This is a genomic window from Mycobacterium sp. URHB0044, from assembly GCF_000620625.1.
Lineage (GTDB): Bacteria > Actinomycetota > Actinomycetes > Mycobacteriales > Mycobacteriaceae > Mycobacterium.
In genome coordinates, this window is sequence record NZ_JIAW01000001.1 from 765,297 (window position 1) to 785,908 (window position 20,612).

The following is a 20,612-nucleotide window of genomic DNA, read 5'->3' on the forward strand; positions in this document are numbered from 1 at the left end:
TGGGTCCGTCCAGCGCAAACGGCTTGGCGCGCGATTATCGTTTCAGCACCTGGGGCCAATAAACTCGACCGTGCAATGACCGATACCGCCTCAGGTGTGTCGACGGCCGCGACAGGCCGCCAGGCAGACCGCATCTCTGCCGAAGCGCGACGTCGCAGGACGTTCGCGGTGATCAGCCATCCCGACGCGGGCAAGTCCACCCTGACGGAGGCGCTCGTCCTGCACGCCAGGGCCATCACCGAGGCCGGCGCCATCCACGGCAAGGCCGGTCGCCGCGCCACCGTGTCGGACTGGATGGAGATGGAGAAGGCCCGCGGCATCTCGATCACGTCGACGGCCCTGCAGTTTCCGTATCAGACGGAGAGCGGGGAAACGTCGGTCATCAACTTGCTCGACACCCCGGGCCACGCCGACTTCTCCGAAGACACCTACCGCGTCCTGACCGCGGTGGACTGCGCCGTGATGCTCATCGACGCCGCGAAAGGCCTTGAGCCGCAGACCCTCAAGCTGTTCCAGGTGTGCCGGCATCGCCGGATCCCGATCATCACGGTGATCAACAAGTGGGACCGCCCCGGCCGCGACCCGCTCGAGCTCCTCGACGAGATCCAGGCGCGCATCGGCCTTCGTCCCACCCCCTTGACGTGGCCGGTCGGCGTCGCAGGCGACTTCAAGGGCGTCCTCGACCGGCGCACCGGCAACTTCATCCGTTACACCCGCACCGCGGGCGGCGCCAAGGCCGCGCCCGAAGAGCACATCGCCCCGGACGACGCTCACGACTCGGCGGGCGTCGATTGGGATCGCGCGGTCGAGGAATCCGAACTGCTCGAGGCCGATGGATCCGACTACGACCCGGCGACCTTCCTTGGCTGCGAGTCGACGCCGGTGTTGTTCACGTCGGCTGTGCTCAACTTCGGGGTGAACCAGCTGCTCGACGTGCTCGTCCAGATCGCGCCGCCGCCGAGCGGACAGCTCGACGTCGACGGCAACCGACGCGACGCGGTGGCGCCGTTCAGCGCCTTCGTGTTCAAGGTCCAGGCGGGCATGGACTCCGCACACCGCGACCGCATCGCCTACGCCCGGGTGTGCTCCGGCACGTTCGAACGCGGCGAGGTCCTGACCCACGGTGCCACCGGCAAGCCGTTCGTCACGAAGTACGCGCAATCGGTCTTCGGTCAACAGCGCTCGACGCTGGATACGGCGTGGCCTGGCGACGTGATCGGTCTGGCCAACGCCAACGCGCTGCGCCCCGGCGACACGCTCTACGTCGACGTGCCCGTGGAATTCCCGCCGATCCCCAGCTTCTCTCCCGAGCACTTCGCCGTCGCGCGCGGAACGGATCCGAGCAAGCACAAGCAGTTCCGCAAGGGCATCGAGCAGCTCGACCAGGAGGGCGTCATCCAGGTGCTGCGCTCGGACCGCCGCGGCGACCAGGCGCCGGTGTTCGCGGCCGTCGGGCCGATGCAGTTCGAGGTGGCCAGCCACCGGATGGCCGGCGAGTTCAGCGCACCGATCCAGCTCGAGCCGCTCCCGTACACCGTGGCCCGTGCCGTCGACCCGGCCGATGTCGAGCTACTGCAGAAACAGGCGTCGGTCGAGGTGTTCACCCGCACCGACGGCGTCCTCCTTGCGGTGTTCTCGACGAAGTGGCGCCTCGAGAACGTGCAACGGGAGAACCCCACCATGCAGCTGCGTTCCCTGGTCGCGGCCGGCGACTAACTGTCCTGACGACCCGCGTCGACCACCCGTAGCACCGCAACGCCCTCCTCGTCGGAGGCCTCCAGGTCCACCTCGACGTCGAAGCCCCAGTCATGGTCACCGGCCGGGTCGTCGAGGATCTGCCGCACCCGCCACACGTCGGGCTGCCGGTCGATGATGAGCATTGCCGGGCCGCGCGCGTCGGCGCCGGTGAGCACCTCGTCGTGCTCGTCGAAGTACGCGCGCACGACGTCCTCCCAACGCTCCGCCGTCCACCCGGAGCCGGCGTCCAGCTCGCCGAGGTCGTACCAGCGCTGGCGCGCGAACAGCTCCACGCGGCGGAACAGCGCGTTGCGGACCATCGCGGTGAAGGCCCGCTCGTTCCCTGTCAGGGGGCGCGGGCGCGCGGGGACGGCGACGGGCGCGTCCAGCGGCTCCTCGGGGTTGGTGAGTTGCTCCCATTCGTCGAGCAGGCTCGAATCGACTTGGCGGACAAGCTCTCCCAGCCACTCGACGATGTCGGTGACCTCCTCGGTGCGCGCAGCGGCAGGCACCCCGGAGCGCAGCGCCTTGAAGGCGTCGGAGAGGTAGCGCAGCACCGCGCCCTCCGACCGGGTCAGGCCGTAGACGCTGATGAACTCGCGGAACGTGAAGGCCCGCTCCCACATCTCGCGCACGATCGACTTGGGGGACAGTCGCGCGTCGGCAGCCCACGGGTTCGTGTGCAGGTACACCTCGAAGACGTGGCCGAGCAACTCCTCGAGAGGCTTCGGGTAGGTGACGTCGTCCAGCAGTTCGATGCGTTCGTCGTATTCGATGCCCTCGGCCTTCATCGCTGCGACGGCCTCGCCCCTCGCCTTGTTCAGCTGCGCCGCCAGGATCTGGCGGGGGTCCTCGAGCGTGGCTTCGATGACCGAAACCACGTCCAGCGCATAGGTTTCCACCGCGGGGTCGAGGACCTCGATCGCGGCGAGCGCGAACGTCGACAGAGGCTGGTTGAGTGCGAAGTCGGGCGGCAGGTCGACGGTCAGCCGGTAGCGCCGACCATCTGGCTCGGGTTCTTTCAGCCGTTCCAGGACGCCGGCCTGCAGCAGGGAGCGGGCGATGCCCACCGCTTCGCGGATGTGCTTGAGCTGCCGCTTGCGGGGCTCGTGATTCTCGGTGAGCAGCCGGCGCATCGCGACGAACGGATCGCCCGGGCGGTCGACGACGTCGAGGATCATCGCCGTCGACACCCGCATGTTGCTGGTCAGCGGTTCGGGCGTGGCCTCGATCAACCTGTTCATCGTCGACTCGCTCCACGGCACCATGCCCTCGGGCACCTTGCGGCGCACCAACTTTCGACGCTTCTTCGGGTCGTCGGCGACCTTGGCGAACTGCTTGAGGTTCTCCACCTCGTGATCGGGTGCCTGGACGACGACGGTGCCCGCGGTGTCGTAGCCGGCCCGGCCTGCTCGCCCGGCGATCTGATGGAATTCGCGGGCCTGCAGCAGTCGGGTGCGGACGCCGTCGTACTTCGACAGGGCCGAGAAGACGACGGTCCGGATCGGCACGTTGATGCCGACGCCGAGGGTATCCGTGCCGCAGATGACCTTGAGCAGGCCGGCTTGGGCCAGCTGCTCCACCAGGCGCCGATACTTGGGCAGCATCCCGGCGTGGTGGACGCCGATGCCGTGCCGGACAAGACGCGACAGTGTCGTGCCGAAGGCCGACGAGAACCGGAACCCGCCGATGAGGTCGGCGATCGCGGCCTTTTCCTCCTTGGTGCTGACGTTGACGCTCATCAGGGCCTGCGCCCGCTCGAGCGCCGAGGCCTGGGTGAAGTGGACGACGTAGACCGGCGCCTGCTTGGTATCGAGCAGATCCTGAATCGTCTCGTGCATCGGCGTGGTCGCGTAGTAGTGATGCAGCGGAACCGGACGCTCGGCATTGGCGACCAGCGCCGTCGACCGGCCGGTGCGCCTGGTGAGGTCCTCGCGCAGGAACGTGACATCGCCGAGCGTGGCCGACATCAGCAGGAACTGGGCCCTGGGCAGCTCCAGCAGCGGCACCTGCCACGCCCAGCCGCGGTCGGGGTCGCCGTAGAAGTGGAACTCGTCCATCACGGTCAAGCCGATGTCGGCGTCAGCGCCCTCGCGCAGCGCGATGTTGGCCAGCACCTCCGCGGTGCACGCGATGATCGGCGCCCCCGCGTTGACCGATGCGTCGCCGGTGAGCATGCCGACGTTGGCGGCGCCGAACACGTCGCACAGCGCGAAGAACTTCTCGCTGACCAACGCCTTGATCGGCGCGGTGTAGTAGCTGCGACGTCCGGCGGCCATCGCCGCGTACAGCGCGCCGGTGGCGACCAGGGACTTGCCTGAGCCGGTCGGCGTCGCCAGGATCACGTTCGCGCCGCTGAGCAGCTCGATCAGCGCTTCCTCTTGTGCCGGGTACAGCACGGTGCCGCTCGCCTCGGCCCATGCGGCGAACGAGGCGAACAGCTCGTCGGGGTCGGCGCTGGAAGCGAGCAGGGGAGCGGTCATCGTGACCACCAGCGTGCCTGATCGGCTTACCGGTCGCGGCATCGCCGTGGTCGCCTGCTTATGGTCGAGCGGTGACGATCACCTATGACGAGGCGCTGCGCGAGCGGATGCGCGCGAATTTGGCGGGGCACGATCGGCGGGCCGTGACCGACCCGACGAAGCGCCACGCAGCCGTCGCGGTGGTGATCGTGGACTCCGAGGTCGGTGAGGACAGGGTGGATTCGGCGCCGGTGGACGACTGGATCGCCGGGCGGCCGATGGAGGCTGGCCTCGACGGTCGCATGGTCGACGTGTCCGGTGGAGCCGCTTTCCTGCTGTGTCGCAGGGCCGCTCGGCTCAGGGCGCACGCCGCGCAGTGGGCGCTGCCGGGCGGCCGGCTGGATCCGGGCGAAACCGCGGTGGATGCCGCGCTGCGGGAGTTGGACGAGGAGGTGGGCGTCGCGCTGCCCGAGTCGTCCGTGCTCGGCCTGCTCGACGACTATCCGACGCGGTCCGGCTACGTCATCACGCCCGTCGTGATCTGGGGTGGTGGACGGCTCGAGCTCCATCCGTCGCCCGATGAAGTGGTGGCGGTGTACCGGGTGGGGTTGCATCAACTGCAACGCGATGATTCGCCGCGGTTCATCGACATCCCGGAGAGCCCGCGCGCGGTCGTGCAGATTCCCTTGGGGAACGACCTCATTCACGCACCGACCGGCGCCGTGCTGTTGCAGCTGCGGTGGCTGTGCCTCGAAGGCCGGCACGACGCGGTCGATGAGCTCGAGCAGCCCGTCTTCGCCTGGAAGTAGGCACCTAGAAGGGGGGCGGCTCTTCCTCTCGAATGGCCTCCAGCACCGCTGCGTTGAAGCGCCGCTCGTCGTCGATGCGGCTCAGGCGGTCATCGGCGCGGGTCCGTGCGCGACGAGGCATGGTCAACCCAGCGCCGTTTGCCGGTGTGCTGGGCGCAGCGTTCATCACGACGGGGGCGGTGGGCAGGCACAAGGACGGGAACAGCAGTCGGCTACCGGGCTGGGTGGTGTACGTCTGCCCGCCCCGGGACGTCCAGACGACCGTGCCGTCTGGCAGCTGTCGATCGCGCCAGCCCTGAGGCCCGCCCCAGAAGGTCTTCAATAAATGGTGAAAACGGCACAGACACTTGAGGTTCGACGCACACGTCGGCCCCATTGGGTACGGAATCGTATGGTCCACATCGCAATTCGTGGCCGGTACGTCACAGCCGGGAAACCGGCACGTCAGATCACGACACCGTACGAAGTCCGCCAGTTTGAGGGATGGGGCATAGCGGGGTTCGGGTGGGCTGTCGCCGGGGTGGAAGACCTTCCTGACGGCAGCCTGCAGAGCCATGCGGCGGACGAGCGGGCCGGGCATCAGCCGTCCACCCATCATCGCCCCGGGGCGGGTGGCGGCCGGCTCACCGGGATCGTCATCGGTCAACGCCTCGGTCACCGTCTGCTCGCGCAGCGGCTTGGCGTTGGCAGGTGGAGGCTCGTCGCCGTCGAGGGCGGCGTCCTGCGCGACGGCGGCCTGATCGTCGGAGGTCAGGGTGTCGTCGTTGGTCACGACGAACACCACTGAGGGATTGGGAACCGTGGCCGTCGCGGCCTCGCAGTCGGCGGCGCCGCACATGCACGCGAGGCGGTCGGCGCCGCGGCCCACGGCGCCGAGGGCCTCGGAGCGGCGTTGATCGAGCGTGCGCGGATCACCAGCGCAGGTGGACCGGGCTATCGCGTCGACGCGGCTATCGAACGCCTTGGCGTCGTGGGCGAACAAAGTGGCCCACACCGACGCCACCCCACTGTCGTCGTCGATGTGGACGTCCACTGACCGACTGCGGGCCTGACGCTGAGTGCGGCGTACCGCGTGCGGATCGTGGCGAGCGATTAGCTCATCGATCGCCCCAGTGGTTTCGTCCACCGACATCGGCGCCCAGGACAGCAACCCCTCGGCGAGCCCCGTGTCCACGGCCCGCAGTGCGTCGGGGTCAAGGATCAGCAACGTGCGCCACACGATCGTGGCCACCGTTCGATACGTGACCAGGCCGTCGGCGAACACCGCCGCGACCCTCGGCAACCGGTCACGCAGCGCGGTGGCGACCATCAGCTGATGCGACGCCGCTCCGGGCGTGATGTTCTGCGCCGCGCCGATCTCCGCGGCCACCGCGCCCCAGTTGTCCAGGTACCACTGCTCGCGGCGCGCCGATCCGTCGGCGGCATAGCGGACGTCGAGCATGGCGACCATGGCAGCCAGCCGGCGGGCACACGCGGAGGCTTCCTCCCGCGCCCACCGGGCGACGGCCGCGGCGCTGGACGCACCGGCTGCGTCAGCCACCAACTCATCGAACATGCTTTCGAAGCTATGCCGAACACCCCTGGTCCGCGACCCCGAGAACGCGATCTGTGGATGAATTCGCAACTGTGGATAAGTCCCTCTCGCGGCGGCGGAATTGTCGGAGGGTGGGTGTAGGCGGCTCGCTTCCTGAGCCTCAGCTGTAACACCGACCGGCCCAAAGACCGATAACCGGTTGAGCGCGGCAGGACACCGAACAACGTCTGCCGCGAGGGTTGGAGGGACTCGTCGTGATTCGTCGTATGGGATTGGCCGTTCTCGTGGCCGGCATGTCGCTGGCAGGACTCGCCACCGGCACCGCATCGGCCGCACCTGGGTGCGCCGACTTTCACTGGCTCGGCGCCGCCGGCTCCGGTCAGCGTGACGCGGCCGGCCTGAGAGAAAACGGCGGCATGGGCGCAGTCGTCTACCAGTCCTTCCAGCAGCTGCAGGCCGAACTGGCCGCAAGCGGGCGGACCATCACCGCGGAAGCCGTCCAGTACCCAGCCGCTCCGGTCCCCCTGGAGGGCGGCATCGGTGGCTGGATGGACTTCATGGACAGCGTCGAGGACGGCACCGACGCGACTGCCGAGCAGTTCGAGGCGTTCACCGAGCGCTGCCCCAACACCAAGGTGGTGCTCGCCGGCTACTCGCAGGGCGCCATGGTGATCCACCGCAACCTGCACGACCTCGCCGATGACCCCCACGTGGCGGCCGCACTGCTGATCGCCGACGGCGACCGGCTGCCCGCCGACACCACCATCAACATGGGCTCCACCGCCGTGGCACCCGGCGTCGGCAAGGGCGTCGCCCAAGAGCACTCGTTCCTGGCGTCGGCTCCCACCTCGCCGCTGCCGCCCGAGATCGGGGCGCGGACCGTCAGCGTGTGCGACGTGGGTGATCCGGTCTGTGACGCCGGCCCGGATGCCGACACCGACGCGTTGTCGCCGGCGGCTCTGGCGATCCACACCTCGTACGCGCCCGCCGAAAGCGGTGTGCACGCCTGGGGTGCGCCGCTCTACAACCTGGTGGCCGCTGCCGCTACGGCGGCGCCGACGTCGGCCGTCGCACTGACCGCGCCCGGCGCCTAGCGACCGAAGTGACCTGAGTCACAATCGAGGACGTCCTGTCACAAAACGGGCGGCGCCGGGATCTCGAGGGCATGACTGATCACACGAAAACCCACGAGGTCGTCGTCATCGGCGGCGGCTACGCAGGAACCCTGGCGGCCAACCGTCTGCAGCAGAACCCCGCCATCGGCATCACCCTCGTCAACCCCCGCCCGAAATTCGTCCAGCGCCTCCGGCTGCACCAGTTCGCAGCAGGGACCGGGGACGCCACCGCCGACTACGGCTCGCTGCTTGGCGAGCGCGTCCGGCTCGTCGTCGACAGCGTGACCCGCATCGACACCGCCGCGCGCAAGGTGCTGCTGGCCTCGGGTGACACGCTGGGCTACGACTACGTCATCTACGCCGTCGGCAGTACCGCAGCGGCGCCCGCGGGAGTACCGGGCGTGGCCGAATTCGCCTATCCCCTTGCCGAATTCGAGCCCGCACAACGGCTACGCACCGCACTCGACGCGTCCGATCCCGACGTTCCGATCACGGTCGTCGGCGGCGGGCTCACCGGAATCGAGATCGCCGCCGAGCTGACCGAGCAGGGTCGCAACGTCACGATGGTCTGCGGCGGCCGACTGGCGCCGTCCTTCGCCGAGCCAGCGCGGCGTTCAGTCGCCAAGTGGCTCAATGGGAATCGCGTCACGGTGCTGGAGGGCGCAGTGGTCACCGAGGTTCGGACCGACGCCGTCGTGCTGGCGGATGGGACGGTGCGCCCCAGCGCGATCACCATCTGGACGGGCGGATTCGGGGTGCCGGATCTGGCAACCCAAAGCGGCCTGCGGACGGACGCGCTCGGCCGACTGCTCACCGACGAGACGCTCACGAGCGTCGACGACGATCGCATCGTCGGTGGCGGGGACGCCGTAGCACCGTCGGGACATGCAGTGCGGATGTGTTGCGCCGCCGCCGGACCCACCGCCGCCACGGCAGTCGACACCGTGCTGAGCCGCATCGCCGGTGTCCCGCCCGCAACCTTCGACATGGCGTTCATTGCGTCCAACGTCGGCCTGGGCCGACGCGCCGCCGTTGGGCAATTCACCCACAAGGACGACACTCCCGTGGACTTCCACATCCGCGGTCGCATCCCCGCCATGCTCAAGGAGGCGGTGACCAAGGGTGCGCTGTGGGGCCTGCGCCGCGAGGCGCGCAAACCGGGTTCGACCGTCTGGCTCAAGGGCGGCCCGCGCCCGGCGCTGGAACGAGAAGTGAGCACGACCCCGTGACGAACACCGACGAGCACGCCGAACGGTTCACCCATCTGCGGCCGCTGCTGTTCACGATCGTCTACGAAATCCTGGGCTCGGCAACGGAATCCGATGACGTGCTGCAGGACAGCTACCTGCGGTGGGCGCAAGTGGACCTCGCGACGGTGCGGGACACCAAGTCATATCTGGCGCAGCTGGTGACCCGCCAGGCGCTCAAGACTTTGCGTACCAACGCCCGTCGCCGGGAGGACTACATCGGGCCATGGCTACCCGAGCCGCTGCTGCTCGACGAGCGCGACGCCTCATCCGATGTCGTGCTCGCCGAGTCGGTGTCGATGGCCATGCTCGTGCTGCTCGAAACGCTCACCCCCGACGAGCGGGCCGTGTTCGTGCTGCGCGAGGTGTTCGGATTCGACTACGACGAAATCGCCGGGGCCGTAGGTAAATCCATTGCCGCTGTGCGTCAGGTAGCACACCGCGCACGTGAGCACGTGCAGGCGCGGCGGAAGAAGTTCGATCCCGTCGACCCCGAGCTGAGCAGGCGGATCACCGAGCAGTTCCTGGCGGCGACCGCCAGCGGCGACGTCGACGGCCTGATGGCGATGCTGGCACCGGACGTCACCTCGATCGCCGACGGCGGCGGCAGGGTCGGTGCGGCACGCAAGCCGATCGTCGGCGCCGCGAAGGTAGCCGCCTTGGTAGCTGGTCCACTACGAAAGGGCCTGGTGGGCAGGCGACTTGAGGTCGTCACCGCCAACGGCGCACCAGCCGTCGCGGTGTACTCGGGCGAGGTCCTGGATGGCATCTTGACCCTCGAGATCATTGGCGGCAAGATCACCCACCTCTACGCGATGGCCAATCCGGACAAGCTGACGACGATCACCACGGCACGCAGGATCAGCCGCTAGGTCAGACGTCCGAACTCTCACGCCACAGGTCGATGCCGGAATCCATTGCGTACTGGTCGATTTCGCTGAGCTCCTCCGGTGTGAAGTCGAGGTTCGCCAACGCACCGAGGTTCTCTTCGAGCTGAGCGACGCTCGAAGCGCCGACGAGCGTCGACGCGACGATCGGTTCGCGAAGCACCCATGCCAGAGCAAGCTGCGCCAGCGTCTGGCCACGTCGTTCGGCGATCGCGGCGAGGCCCCGAAGGCGGTCGCGGACCTCGTCGGTCACCACGTCGTCGTCGAAGGTAGGACGTGCCGTCGCGCGGTCGACGTCGGCCGCGGGCCGCTCCAGATACCGGTCGGTCAGAAGGCCTTGGCCAAGCGCGGTGAACGCGATGGCTCCCATGCCGGCGCTGGCGAGCTCAGTGGTGAGGCCACCTTCGATCCAGCGGTTGAACAATGAGTACGACGGCTGGTGGATCACCAGCGGCGTGCCCAGTCGCCGCGCGATGGCCGCCGCTTCCGCGGTCTTGGCCGCCGAGTACGACGAGATGCCGACGTACCGCGTCTTGCCCGAACGCACCGCGGTGTCGAGGGCGCCGATGGTTTCCTCCAGCGGTGTCACGGGATCGATGCGGTGGGAGTAGAAGACGTCGACGTAGTCCAGTCCGAGGCGGTCGAGGGACTCGTCGAGGCTGGCCAGCAGGTAGGCCCGCCCGCCGAGCTGCCCGTAGGGCCCCGGCCACATGTCCCACCCCGCCTTGGTGGAGATGATCAGTTCATTGCGGTACGGCTTGAAGTCGCGACGCAGCATCCGGCCGAAGTTCTCCTCGGCCGAGCCGTACGGAGGCCCGTAGTTGTTGGCGAGGTCGAAGTGGGTGATGCCGCGATCGAAGGCGTAGCGCAGCACCTCGCGCTGCCCGTCGAAGGGCCGATTGTCGCCGAAGTTGTACCAGAGGCCAAGCGAGATGGCGGGCAACAGCAGCCCGGACGTGCCCACCCGCCGGTAGGGCATCGCGGCATAGCGTTCCCGGGCTGCCAGCCACGGATCGTGAGTGAACGGAACGTCGGTGATCGCGAGGTCGTCGGCCATGGCCGCCAATGGTAGTGACGCACCGGCTCTCGGCTGGTCCGGCGGCTAGCCTCGGAGAAGTGAGCCAAAGTCGCACGAAGGTATTGATCATCGGGGGCGGTTTCGGTGGCCTGTTCTGCGCGCGCAGGTTGGGCGGTGTCGACGTCGACGTCACGCTGCTCGACCGCGCGGCGTGCCACGTCTTCCAGCCCCTGCTCTACCAATGCGCGACGGGGACGCTGAGCGTTGGGCAGATCAGCCGCTCGCTGCGCGAGGAGCTGGAGCGCCACCGCAACGTCACCACCCTGCTCGGCGACGCGATCGACCTCGACGCCGACGCGCGCCGGGTCACTGCCCGCCGCCCCGATGCGACCACGTTCACCGTCGACTACGACGTCCTGGTCGTCGCCGCCGGAATGCAGCAGTCGTACTTCGGCCACGACGAGTATGCGCAGTGGGCACCGGGGATGAAGACCCTCGACGACGCGCTATCGATCCGGCGACGGTTGTTCGGCGCCTTCGAGATCGCCGAGACGCTCCCGCCCGGACCGGAGCGCGAGGCCTGGCTGACCTTCGTCGTCTCCGGTGGCGGTCCCACCGGAGTGGAATTGGCCGGGCAGATCCGGGAAATGGCCACCCGAACCCTCGCCAACGAATTCCACAGCATCGACCCCGAGGAAGCTCGGGTGCTGCTCTTCGACGGTGGCGATCGACTGGTCAAGACCTTCGCGCCGGACCTCGGGGGCAAGGCCGCCAAGGTCCTCGAGAAACTCGGCGTCGAGCTGCACATGGGCGTGCACGTCACCGACGTGCGCCGCGACGGGGTGACCATCTCCCCCAAGGCGGGCGGCCCGGATGAGGAGTATGCGGCGCGGACGGTGCTGTGGACGGCGGGCGTCGAGGCCGTTCCGTTCGCGCGCCGAGTCGCCGAGGTGTTGGGGGCGTCGTCGGATCACGCAGGTCGGATCGCCGTCGAGGCCGACCTGACGGTGCCGGGGCATCCGGAGGTCTTCGTCATTGGCGACCTCGTCGGCCGTGACGATCTACCCGGGGTGGCCGAGAATGCCATGCAGGGTGGCCTGCACGCCGCGGCGTGCGTCCGGCACGACCTCGAGGGCAAGCCGCGCAAGCCGTACCGCTACCGCGACCTCGGCTCGGCGGCCTACATCAGCCGAGGGCACGCGCTGTTGCAGGCAGGCCCCGTCAGGCTCACCGGGTTCCTCGGCTGGCTGGGTTGGGGTTTGGTGCACATCGCGTTCCTCACCGGCGTGCGGAACCGCGTCAGCACGCTGGCGACGTGGTTGGGCGCCATCGCCCGCTCGAACCGCACCGACCGGACGTTCCTACTCGGGAACACGACGTCGGCCGAGCAGCCCTACACCTGGTCGAACTGCGATCTCCAGGCCCTGACCGAACGACAGGCGGAAGCCGACAAGCCCTAGGCAGCCTGTGACGATCGACATATAGATAGTGCACTAACTATTAGGGTACCATCAAAACGTGCCCATCACCGATGACGTCGACCAGCTCGCCCTCGAACAGCAGGTGTGCTTCGCCCTGGCGGTGACCAATCGGGCGGTTCTCGCCGTCTACCGTCCGCTGTTGGAACCACTGGGCCTGACCCACCCGCAGTATCTGGTGATGCTGGCGCTCTGGGACCATCACAGGGCGACGGACGACGATCGAATTCCGTTGTCCGTCAAGCAGATTGCGTCATCGCTGCAATTGGACTCGGCCACCCTGTCGCCCATGCTCAAGCGTCTCGAGGCACTCGGCTTCATCACGCGCACCCGAAGCGTCGCCGACGAACGCTCGACCAATGTCGAGCTCACGGACGATGGAATCGCGCTGCGCGAGCGGGCACTGGAGATTCCGCCCGCCGTCGTCGCGCGCCTGGGCGTCGAATTGACCGAACTCGAAGAACTGCGCCGGGTACTGACCCACATCAACACCGCCGCCATTGCGGCAGGCGCACTGGACGTTTGAACCACTCAACTCATAGGAGGCATCGTGGCCACCGACCGACCCACCCTCTGGCAGTACGTCGCGTACTCGTACGGACGTCGCCTACCCGATTCGATGAGGACCTGGGTGTCCCATGACCTCGCCGGTCCCGGAGCCGTCCGACGGCACGTGACGCGGATGGCGATACCGCCGTTGCTGGTCCTCGCTCCGTTCTGGTTGATTCCCGCGTCGCTCTACGTGCACCTCGAGATGACCGCACCCATCTACATCTGGGCGCTGCTCATGACGATCGCGCTCAACAAGGTGTGGCGCCGACACCGGCTCGCGCAGCACGATCTCGATCCGAACCTGGTCGACGTGCTCAAGCGCGAGAGGGACGCGGCGATGCACGACGACTACATCCGGCGCTTCGGCCCACGCCCCGAATCGGCGAAGTGGCAGGCGAACAGCAGCCCGTTCTAGGCGCCACATTGGTTCGCCAGCACGCCAAGAAGGCGGTCGACGTCGGAGGCATTGTTGTACGGGGCCAAGCCGATTCGCACACCGCCCGTTGCGCCCAAGCCGAGCACCCTCGACGCCTCGTAGGCGTAGAACGAGCCCGCGGGCGCATTGATGTCGTGCTCAGCCAGCGCCGCGGAGACGTCCCCGGCATCGCGTCCGGCGAAGGTGAGCAGCAGGGTGGGCGTCCGGCGCGCGGCCCGCGAATGGACGGTCACCGACGAAAGTTGTTGCAGGCCAGCCTCGATCCTCGTGCGGAGGGTGTCCTCGTGCTGCGCCAGGGCGCTCATGACGGCCACCAGCCGGTCGCGGCGCGTGCCGGTGGCGGCGGTCATGCCCGCGAGGAAGTCGACGGCTGCGGTGGTGCCTGCCATCAGTTCGTAGGGAAGCGTGCCGTGTTCGAAGCGCTCGGGCACGGCGTCCGGGCTAGGTAACAGCTTGTCGGGCCGCAGCTCGGCGAGGACCTCGCGCCGTCCGGCGACCACACCACAGTGCGGGCCAAGGAACTTGTACGGCGAGCAAGCGAAGAAGTCCGCCCCGAGATCGCGGAAATCGACTGTGCCATGGGCGGTGTAGTGCACGCCGTCGACGTACAACAACGCGCCCGCGGAGTGCACCAGCGTGGCGATGGCCCGCACGTCGGGCATCGTGCCGATCAGGTTGGACGCGGCGGTGACGGCGACGAGGCGGGTGCGCTCGCTCAACTGTGCCTCGACGCTGCGCACGTCCAGCTCGGACGTCTCGGGGTCGAAGTCCACCCAGCGGATGACGGCGCCGGCGTTGCCGGCGGCGATCACCCACGGCCGGACGTTGGCGTCGTGATCGAGGCGCGTCACCACGACTTCGTCACCGGGACGCCAGCGCGTCGACAGTGTCCGGGATAGATCGAAGGTGAGTGCGGTCATGCTTCGCCCGAAGATCACCTCGTCAGGGTCGGCGTTGAGCAAGTCGGCAAGAGCGCGACGGCATTGCACCACGATCTCTTCGGCGTTGCGCGCTGCGACGGTGGTGTGACCGCGATTCGCCAACGGGTGCAGCATCGCATCGCGGACGGCGTCGGCGACGGCGGTGGGCGTCTGGGATCCGCCCGGTCCGTCGAAGTACGCGGTGCCGTCATCGAGTGCGGGGAAGCAGGCGCGGATCGCGTCGACGTCGAGTTGGTTGGACACCGGGAAAGTCTCCCACTGCTCGCCGATCCCCGACGGCGCGAGTCACTCGAGCCCGAGCTTCACCTTCAACGGCGGACCGACGTAGACCACCTCGTGCTCGGCATTGATCTGCTCTCGGACAGCGGGATCCGCGTCGGCTTCCAGGTTCTCGTTGGCGGCGAACAACCCTTCGTATCCGGCAGGGGTCATGAGGTTGATCGCCTTGACCGGAGGTTGGTCCTTGCGGATGTTGTCGAAGGTGTGTGGCACGCCGGGAGGCACGGTGCAGAAGTCGCCGGGCCCCAATTCGACCACCTCGTCGCCGAACTGGACCGCAAGGACGCCCTCCAGGACGTAGAACGTGTCGTCCTGGACGTGGTGGTAGTGCAGCCCGGGGCCAGTGAGGTATTCGATCGACATCTCGAAGAAGTCGAACCGGCCGCCCGTCTCGTCGCCGGCGGCCTTGAACAGCGCGGGACCCTGGCGATACCGTCGGCCTTCACCACTGCGCACGACGATCGATTGACGTTCTGACATGGCTGTCACTCCTTCTCGGTTGTGTTGGTAAGGCGCGGCGGACGTCGCCTGTGCCAGTCGGTGATTCGTTGAAATGCACTAGCGACGGCGAGCAGTAATGCCTCGCTGCCTATACCGCCTGCCAGTAGCAGCGAGATCGGCAGGCCGTCGACGACGCCGGCAGGCATCGTCACGGCGGGTGCGCCGACGACGTTCATCGGCATGACCATGCGCAGCGTGGTGCTCGGGTCCAGCCTGCGCCCACTCGGGTCGATGCGCGGCGCGGTGCGTTCATGGCCGGGAAGGACCAGCAGGTCCACGTCGCGCATCGCATTCCGGTACTGGTGCCGAAACATCCGCGCGACGCGCAGCGCGTCCACCAACGCCGGTGCCGGCGTGGCCAACCCGGCCCGCAACCGGCCTTCCACCTCGGGCAGCAGCCGTGAGCCGGACTGCTCCACGATGGTGCGGTACTCGACGGCCGCTTCGCACTCGACGAGCACGGCGCCGGCCTCGACGACCGCGTCCCAGTAACCGATGTCCACGCCGACCAGGTCGATGCCGAGCTGACGCAGGTCCTGCAACGCCCGGCACAGCGGGCGACTCACGCTGGGCCCCAGCGCTTCCCACAGCTGCGGAACGACGCCCACGCGTAGACCGGCAATGGGTCGGCCCAGCTGCGCGACGTAGTCGACTCGAGGAAATGCCTCCGACGTCGGATCCGCGTGATCGACGCCGGCGATCACCGACAGGATGCTGGCGCAGTCCTCTGCCGACCGCGCGAGCGGGCCCACGTGATCGAAGCTCGTTGCCAGCGGGAGCACGCCGCGCAGCGGGACGAGTCCATACGATGGCTTGAATCCGACGACACCACACCACGTCGCCGGATTGCGAATCGAACCCGTCGTGTCGGTGCCGAGCGCGCCTGCCACCACACCGGCCGCGACTGCAGCACCCGAGCCCATGCTCGATCCGCCGGCGTACCGGTCCGGGTCCCACGGGTTGCGGGTCGGCCCGTAGTGGTAGGCATCGGCTGGGCCGTAGGCGAATTCGGGCAGGTTCGTCTTGCCGAAGATCAACGCCCCCGCCGATCGCAGTCGCTCGACGACGGTCGCATCACGATCCGGGACGTGCGCGCCGTACACGACCGACCCCGCCGTGGTGCGCTCAGCGCGCGTGCAGATGTTGTCCTTGACGGCGATCGGCACCCCGTGCAGCGGGCCGCGCACCTCGCCGCGGCGAGCTTCGCCGTCCAAGCGCGCTGCATCGGCGAGCACGCGGTCGCGGTCGAGGGAGATGAACGCGTTGAGCAGGGGTTCGGTTTCCTCGAAGCGGGCGATCGACGCCTTGGCCACCTCGAGTGGCGAGAGTTCGCGTCGGGCAATGAGATCTGCCAGCTGCGCGACGCCGAGCTCACTCTCCCGCATGACCGTGATGGATCAGGGCGATCGCGTTGATCTCGATCAGCATGTCCGGCGACACCATCTTGGAGACTTCGAGCATGGTGGACGCGGGGGCAGGCGACGGGAAGTACTCGCGTCGCACCCGATGAATGGCGTCGAAGTGTTCGATGTTGCGCACGAACACGTCCACCCGGACGATGTCGTTCAACGTGCCACCCGCGGCGGTCATTGCCCGCTTGAGGTTCTCGCACACCTGCCGCGTCTGCGCGTCGATGTCACCGGCGCCGACGACCCGGCCATCGGCAGCACGCGCCGTCATTCCGGAGAGGAACACCATGCGGCCGTTCGCATCTGCGACGACTCCTTGCGAGAAGTGTCCGCTGGGAGTGCTCAATTGTTCTGTCTGGAGTTCTGTCTTCATGGTTTCACCCGTCTGCGATCGTGTTCTCGAGTACGCCTATCCGGTCGACGCTGACCTCGACGTGGTCACCCGGTTTCATCCAGACCGGTGGCGTCCTGCGGGCACCGACGCCACCCGGAGTCCCGGTCACGATGACGTCCCCTGGTCGAAGCGGCGTGATGACCGATAGGTATTCGATGATCGTGGGAATGTCGAAGATCATCTGGTCGGTCGTGGTCTTCTGCATCAGCTCGCCGTTGAGGTGGCAGGACAGCGTCATCGTGGTCTGGGGTGGGATCTCGTCCGCGGTCACCAGCCACGGACCGAAGGCGCCGGTGCCGACGAAGTTCTTCCCCGCGGTGTATTGAGTTGTGTGGCGCTGGAATTCGCGGACGGATCCGTCGTTGTAGCAGCTGTAGCCGGCGATGTGATCCCACGCCCGCTCGCGGGAAATGCGGCGCCCCTCGCGCCCTACGATCAGGGCTATCTCGGCTTCGTAGTCGAGGGTGTGCGATTCGAAGGGCCGGACGATGGCGGCTCGATGGCCGGTCTGTGACTCCGCGGTCCGCAAGAACACCGCGGGATGGCGCACCTCGTCGTTCGCGGTCTCCTCGCGGTGATCCGCGTAGTTGACACCGATGCACAGGATCTTGCCCGGATTCGGGATCACCGGTAGCCACGAGACGTCCGACAGTGAATGGTCCGGAGCCGCGTCCGAATAGGCGGCGGCGTCGTCGAGCGCATCGTCGGCGAGGACCGCTTTGAGGTGTCGATGGCGGAGGTGCCGGGTGAGGTCGACGACTCCGTCGTCGGTCACGATCCCGTACTTGGCGGTGCCGTCAATCGTGAAGCTGGCCAGACGCATTGGACTACTTCTCCTCGGTCAGTTTGATGTCGCGCAGGACGGTGCGTGCGTCCATCTCGAACTCGCATTGCTGGACGGGCGGGCTCGCGTCGTACCATCTGACGCCGTGCAGGCCGACGCCCTGATGCAGGAGTTCCGCCTGAAGTAGGGGACCCACGTCGTGCAACGTGTACAGCCGGGTGTCGACGACGTCACGCCACTGCATGCCGAGCGCGGTGAGCCGAAGCGCCTGCTCGTCACGCACGTAGCGGACCTTGTCCCGCAACCCGTCGATGCTGGTGTCGCCGAGCCGGACGATGCTGTCGACGTAGTCACCGGCGCCCTCTGCTGCCTCGGCACCGCCGGAGACGACGAAGGTGGCTTGAGTGGTTTCCGACGGCACGGTGTAGCAGAACGCATAGATACTTGGCACGTCCGGCTTCCCGGTACGTGGGCAAACATTCGTACGGGCAACGGGATTGGCGCCGTCGCGGTACAAGCCGAAACGCTCCAGGGTGCGGACGTAGGCGGTGTTGAACTCGACGAAACCCGCCTCGGTGAACGGTGCGGGTGACCGCAACTCACAGGCGCACAGTGCGGTGGTCGGGCGGCCGACGGCGGTCAGGTGCGATTCGATCGCGGCGAATCCGTCGTCGAGCGGAAGGGGTTGTGGCAGAAGCGCCCGCTCGATGGCGAAACCCGGCTGGGCGGCGACGCCACCGGAGAACTGGAACACCGATTCGATGTAGCGGTAGCCACCGGCCACGATCGTCTTGACGCGTTTCATGGAAGGTCTCCGTTCGGTTGGACCGGGGGTTGCCTGCGGCGTTGGCGGCGGTCGAGGTAGACGAAGGCCGCGAACATTGCACCCGCGGCCACCAGGAAGACGTACGTCATGTTGTCGACGGGCGGCGCGGGTGGATTGACCATCGCGTTCACGTAGATCCACACCGTCAGCGCGGCACCGACGAGCGCCGTGAGGACGGGTAACGGCCGCGCTCGGCGTTCGCGAATCCGAAGCACTATGGATCCGAGGCAGATCAACACCCACGGCACGACCCACGCGTACACGGTGAGTGTGGACAGCGACGGAAACACCTTGGTGAGCAGATCGTTTGGGTAGAGCCAAATCAGCAGCAGTAGGCAGCCCTGTGCCGCAGCTGCAAGCGATATCACGGCGACGTTGGGACTGCGGAACCTGTGGTGCACCTTGGCCAGCGCGCGGGGGAGCAGGCCATCGGTAGCCAGTGTTGCGACGAAGCGGGAGCCGTAGTTGACGAAGGCGATCAGCGAAGCCAGGTTCGCCACGGCCAGAACCAAGTCGATGGACTTCACCACCACGTCACCGAGCCGGGCTTGCTGCGCGAGGGCGGCCGCGGGCGACAACCCGGAGTTGATCGCGTCCGCCGCCGCGGTGAGACCGGGAACCTGCAACAGCGTGGCCACCAGGTAGGCGGCGCCGAGGATGACGGGGACGCTCATCACGGCGAGCGGGATGTTGCGCCTTGGCGACTTGGTCTCGGCCGCGAGCGCGGCGGAGCTCTCGAAGGCCACCACGAACACCGCGCCTGCCGCGACGCCCTGGAAGATCCCACTGACCGACGCCCCCTCGAGGCTGAGTTGTCCGCCCAGGACAGGACCGGTGTGCATCGCGGTCGCGAGCGTGATCAGCGCGATGATGGGGACCGTCATGAGGGTCAGCACGACGGCGGTACGCACCGATGCGTCGAGGCCGCGATACGCCAGCGCGGAGGCGATGACGATGGCGCAGGTGCTCGTCAGCGTGATCGCGCCGGCGGAGAGTCCGGAACTCACGCCCATCGCGACGAGGAAACTGCCCGCGAAGACGCCGGTGAGCAGAAGAACTCCCGCGATCAGCGTCACGAAGCCGATGGCCAACGTCGCCCCGACGAGAAGGCGCGCCCATGCGCCGAAGACGTGCGGCATGTAGGAGTACACCGATCCCGTTGCGACGTAGCGCCTCGCGAACGTGATGACGGAAATCCCGATGCACGCCGTGGTGATCGCGATGATCAACGCGCCCAACCAACTTCCGTTCCCCGCGGTGAGCACGATGAGGAACGGAACGGTGGCCAGGGCCACGGCGGGTGTCTGCGACGTGAGTGCAAGCCCGATGATCTGCGCCGACCTCAGTTGGCTTGGCTCCAGACCAGCCGCCTCGTGATGATGCGAAGCATCCTGCGGTTCCGATGCCATCGAACTTCCTGACTCTTGCCGTGAATGGGTCATGACGCCGGGCCTCCTCAGTCCGGCTCCGATGCCAGAGGCGCGGCACGACGGGCGTCCCGTAGCGCGTGGCCCCACCACTTGATCTGATGGACAAGGGTTCTCGCGGCATGAGCACTTCTGTGCGGATCGACCGGCTCGCCGTCGACGAACTGGTCCCACACGTTCGCGAACGTGACCGTGTTGCGCACGGTCGCCGCGTTGAGCGACGCGAAGACCAGACGCAATGCCTCGACCGACCGCAGTCCGCCGGACAGCCCGCCGTACGAGACGAACCCGACCGCCTTGCCTGCCCACTCGTCGACGTGCAGGTCGATGAAGGCCTTTATCGACGCGGGGTAGCTGTGGTTGTACTCCGGCGTGACGAAGACGAACGCGTCGGCGGCAGCGACGCGTGCCGAGACCGATCGCATCGCTTCCGGCGGGTCGATGCCGATTCGGGTGTGTAGGTCGAGGTCGGCGAGGTCGATGGTGTCGACGTCCAGGCCGTCGATCTCGTTGGCCTGCTTGAGAAACCATCGTGCGACGGTGTCCCCGAAGCGGCCCTCTCTGTTGCTCCCGATGACCACGGCCAACCGGAGCGGTTCGGTTCCATTCATGGCTCTCAACTATCTCTCGGTAAGCGACTTACAATCGAGACTAAGTTAGTCACTTACCAAATGCAAGCGGCTACCCAAATGAATTCAACGGGGCTCTCCGCTCGAACGCTGGAAAGTCACTTACAATCGTTAAGTGACACCTGAGCTGAGAAGGGCGTGGAAATG

The 20,612-nt window shown here is 67.5% G+C and carries 19 protein-coding genes; 8 read left to right on the forward strand and 11 right to left on the reverse strand.

Annotated features, from left to right (window positions below; translation table 11 throughout):
* The first annotated feature begins 75 nt into the window (after positions 1 to 75).
* Positions 76 to 1,716 carry a peptide chain release factor 3 gene (locus N536_RS0103750; RefSeq protein WP_029112374.1) on the forward strand — a complete coding sequence of 547 codons (1,641 nt, stop codon included), beginning with the start codon at positions 76 to 78 and terminating at the stop codon, positions 1,714 to 1,716.
* On the opposite strand, the gene N536_RS0103755 is transcribed toward N536_RS0103750, so the two are convergent.
* On the reverse strand, positions 1,713 to 4,220 hold the full coding sequence (locus tag N536_RS0103755; RefSeq protein WP_029112375.1) for an RNA helicase: 2,508 nt from the start codon (positions 4,218 to 4,220) through the stop codon (positions 1,713 to 1,715). The two genes, N536_RS0103750 and N536_RS0103755, sit on opposite strands and share 4 nt — an antisense overlap.
* A 71-nt stretch (positions 4,221 to 4,291) precedes the next feature.
* Between N536_RS0103755 and N536_RS0103760 the strand changes: the two genes are divergently transcribed.
* Positions 4,292 to 5,008: a CoA pyrophosphatase gene (locus tag N536_RS0103760; protein WP_029112376.1), complete on the forward strand. Its 717-nt coding sequence runs from the start codon at positions 4,292 to 4,294 to the stop codon at positions 5,006 to 5,008.
* Positions 5,009 to 5,012: 4 nt separating this feature from the next.
* Here N536_RS0103760 and N536_RS0103765 read toward each other — a convergent pair whose 3' ends face one another.
* The gene (locus tag N536_RS0103765; protein WP_029112377.1) at positions 5,013 to 6,563 is read right to left on the reverse strand and encodes an HNH endonuclease signature motif containing protein; all 1,551 of its coding nucleotides are present in this window, start codon (positions 6,561 to 6,563) and stop codon (positions 5,013 to 5,015) included.
* Between the two features lie 233 nt (positions 6,564 to 6,796).
* On the opposite strand from N536_RS0103765, the gene N536_RS0103770 reads away from it, so the two are divergent.
* From N536_RS0103770 to N536_RS0103780, 3 genes are all read left to right on the forward strand, one after another.
* The gene (locus N536_RS0103770) at positions 6,797 to 7,636 is read left to right on the forward strand and encodes a cutinase family protein (protein WP_155948396.1); all 840 of its coding nucleotides are present in this window, start codon (positions 6,797 to 6,799) and stop codon (positions 7,634 to 7,636) included.
* Positions 7,637 to 7,707: 71 nt separating this feature from the next.
* Entirely contained in the window at positions 7,708 to 8,886 is a 1,179-nt protein-coding gene (locus N536_RS0103775) for an NAD(P)/FAD-dependent oxidoreductase (RefSeq protein WP_029112379.1), read from the forward strand.
* Entirely contained in the window at positions 8,883 to 9,776 is an 894-nt protein-coding gene (locus tag N536_RS0103780; RefSeq protein ID WP_029112380.1) for an RNA polymerase sigma-70 factor, read from the forward strand. The genes N536_RS0103775 and N536_RS0103780 overlap by 4 nt, the downstream gene beginning before the upstream one ends.
* Position 9,777: 1 nt before the next feature.
* On the opposite strand, the gene N536_RS0103785 is transcribed toward N536_RS0103780, so the two are convergent.
* Complete coding sequence (locus N536_RS0103785; protein ID WP_029112381.1) at positions 9,778 to 10,848, reverse strand: aldo/keto reductase; 1,071 nt, start codon at positions 10,846 to 10,848, stop codon at positions 9,778 to 9,780.
* A gap of 59 nt (positions 10,849 to 10,907) precedes the next feature.
* On the opposite strand from N536_RS0103785, the gene N536_RS37390 reads away from it, so the two are divergent.
* Genes N536_RS37390 through N536_RS0103800 form a run of 3 tightly spaced genes read left to right on the forward strand, consistent with a single transcriptional unit; the run spans position 10,908 to position 13,254 of the window.
* Positions 10,908 to 12,269, forward strand: coding sequence for an NAD(P)/FAD-dependent oxidoreductase (locus tag N536_RS37390; protein WP_036435095.1), 1,362 nt, complete (start codon positions 10,908 to 10,910; stop codon positions 12,267 to 12,269).
* A gap of 58 nt (positions 12,270 to 12,327) precedes the next feature.
* Positions 12,328 to 12,813 (forward strand): MarR family winged helix-turn-helix transcriptional regulator, encoded by a 486-nt coding sequence (locus N536_RS0103795; RefSeq protein ID WP_029112382.1) that lies wholly within the window; start codon positions 12,328 to 12,330, stop codon positions 12,811 to 12,813.
* Positions 12,814 to 12,837: 24 nt separating this feature from the next.
* Positions 12,838 to 13,254 carry a DUF5313 domain-containing protein gene (locus tag N536_RS0103800; RefSeq protein ID WP_029112383.1) on the forward strand — a complete coding sequence of 139 codons (417 nt, stop codon included), beginning with the start codon at positions 12,838 to 12,840 and terminating at the stop codon, positions 13,252 to 13,254.
* Here the strand turns inward: N536_RS0103800 and N536_RS0103805 are convergent.
* The 8 genes from N536_RS0103805 to N536_RS0103840 are packed head-to-tail and all read right to left on the reverse strand — an operon-like array spanning position 13,251 to position 20,447.
* On the reverse strand, positions 13,251 to 14,459 hold the full coding sequence (locus N536_RS0103805; RefSeq protein ID WP_029112384.1) for a cysteine desulfurase-like protein: 1,209 nt from the start codon (positions 14,457 to 14,459) through the stop codon (positions 13,251 to 13,253). The two genes, N536_RS0103800 and N536_RS0103805, sit on opposite strands and share 4 nt — an antisense overlap.
* Positions 14,460 to 14,501: 42 nt before the next feature.
* Positions 14,502 to 14,975 carry a cupin domain-containing protein gene (locus N536_RS40615; protein ID WP_155948398.1) on the reverse strand — a complete coding sequence of 158 codons (474 nt, stop codon included), beginning with the start codon at positions 14,973 to 14,975 and terminating at the stop codon, positions 14,502 to 14,504.
* 5 nt (positions 14,976 to 14,980) lie between these two features.
* The gene (locus N536_RS0103815; protein WP_029112385.1) at positions 14,981 to 16,381 is read right to left on the reverse strand and encodes an amidase; all 1,401 of its coding nucleotides are present in this window, start codon (positions 16,379 to 16,381) and stop codon (positions 14,981 to 14,983) included.
* Positions 16,368 to 16,778 carry a RidA family protein gene (locus N536_RS0103820; protein WP_029112386.1) on the reverse strand — a complete coding sequence of 137 codons (411 nt, stop codon included), beginning with the start codon at positions 16,776 to 16,778 and terminating at the stop codon, positions 16,368 to 16,370. The genes N536_RS0103815 and N536_RS0103820 overlap by 14 nt, the downstream gene beginning before the upstream one ends.
* Before the next feature lie 4 nt (positions 16,779 to 16,782).
* Positions 16,783 to 17,622, reverse strand: coding sequence for a fumarylacetoacetate hydrolase family protein (locus N536_RS0103825; protein WP_029112387.1), 840 nt, complete (start codon positions 17,620 to 17,622; stop codon positions 16,783 to 16,785).
* A 4-nt stretch (positions 17,623 to 17,626) separates the two neighbouring features.
* Entirely contained in the window at positions 17,627 to 18,388 is a 762-nt protein-coding gene (locus N536_RS0103830) for a hypothetical protein (protein ID WP_029112388.1), read from the reverse strand.
* The gene (locus tag N536_RS0103835; RefSeq protein ID WP_029112389.1) at positions 18,385 to 19,818 is read right to left on the reverse strand and encodes an APC family permease; all 1,434 of its coding nucleotides are present in this window, start codon (positions 19,816 to 19,818) and stop codon (positions 18,385 to 18,387) included. Before N536_RS0103835 ends, N536_RS0103830 begins: the two co-directional genes overlap by 4 nt.
* A gap of 47 nt (positions 19,819 to 19,865) precedes the next feature.
* Positions 19,866 to 20,447, reverse strand: coding sequence for an NADPH-dependent FMN reductase (locus N536_RS0103840; protein ID WP_029112390.1), 582 nt, complete (start codon positions 20,445 to 20,447; stop codon positions 19,866 to 19,868).
* Positions 20,448 to 20,612 lie beyond the last annotated feature (165 nt).

Coding starts and splice junctions, on each gene's coding strand:
- N536_RS0103750 (WP_029112374.1), top strand. CDS start 76: ATGACCGATACCGCCTCAGGTGTGTCGACGGCCGCGACAGGCCGCCAG.
- N536_RS0103755 (WP_029112375.1), bottom strand. CDS start 4,220: ATGACCGCTCCCCTGCTCGCTTCCAGCGCCGACCCCGACGAGCTGTTC.
- N536_RS0103765 (WP_029112377.1), bottom strand. CDS start 6,563: ATGTTCGATGAGTTGGTGGCTGACGCAGCCGGTGCGTCCAGCGCCGCG.
- N536_RS0103775 (WP_029112379.1), top strand. CDS start 7,708: ATGACTGATCACACGAAAACCCACGAGGTCGTCGTCATCGGCGGCGGC.
- N536_RS0103785 (WP_029112381.1), bottom strand. CDS start 10,848: ATGGCCGACGACCTCGCGATCACCGACGTTCCGTTCACTCACGATCCG.
- N536_RS40615 (WP_155948398.1), bottom strand. CDS start 14,975: ATGTCAGAACGTCAATCGATCGTCGTGCGCAGTGGTGAAGGCCGACGG.
- N536_RS0103815 (WP_029112385.1), bottom strand. CDS start 16,381: ATGCGGGAGAGTGAGCTCGGCGTCGCGCAGCTGGCAGATCTCATTGCC.
- N536_RS0103820 (WP_029112386.1), bottom strand. CDS start 16,778: ATGAAGACAGAACTCCAGACAGAACAATTGAGCACTCCCAGCGGACAC.
- N536_RS0103825 (WP_029112387.1), bottom strand. CDS start 17,622: ATGCGTCTGGCCAGCTTCACGATTGACGGCACCGCCAAGTACGGGATC.
- N536_RS0103830 (WP_029112388.1), bottom strand. CDS start 18,388: ATGAAACGCGTCAAGACGATCGTGGCCGGTGGCTACCGCTACATCGAA.
- N536_RS0103835 (WP_029112389.1), bottom strand. CDS start 19,818: ATGGCATCGGAACCGCAGGATGCTTCGCATCATCACGAGGCGGCTGGT.
- N536_RS0103840 (WP_029112390.1), bottom strand. CDS start 20,447: ATGAATGGAACCGAACCGCTCCGGTTGGCCGTGGTCATCGGGAGCAAC.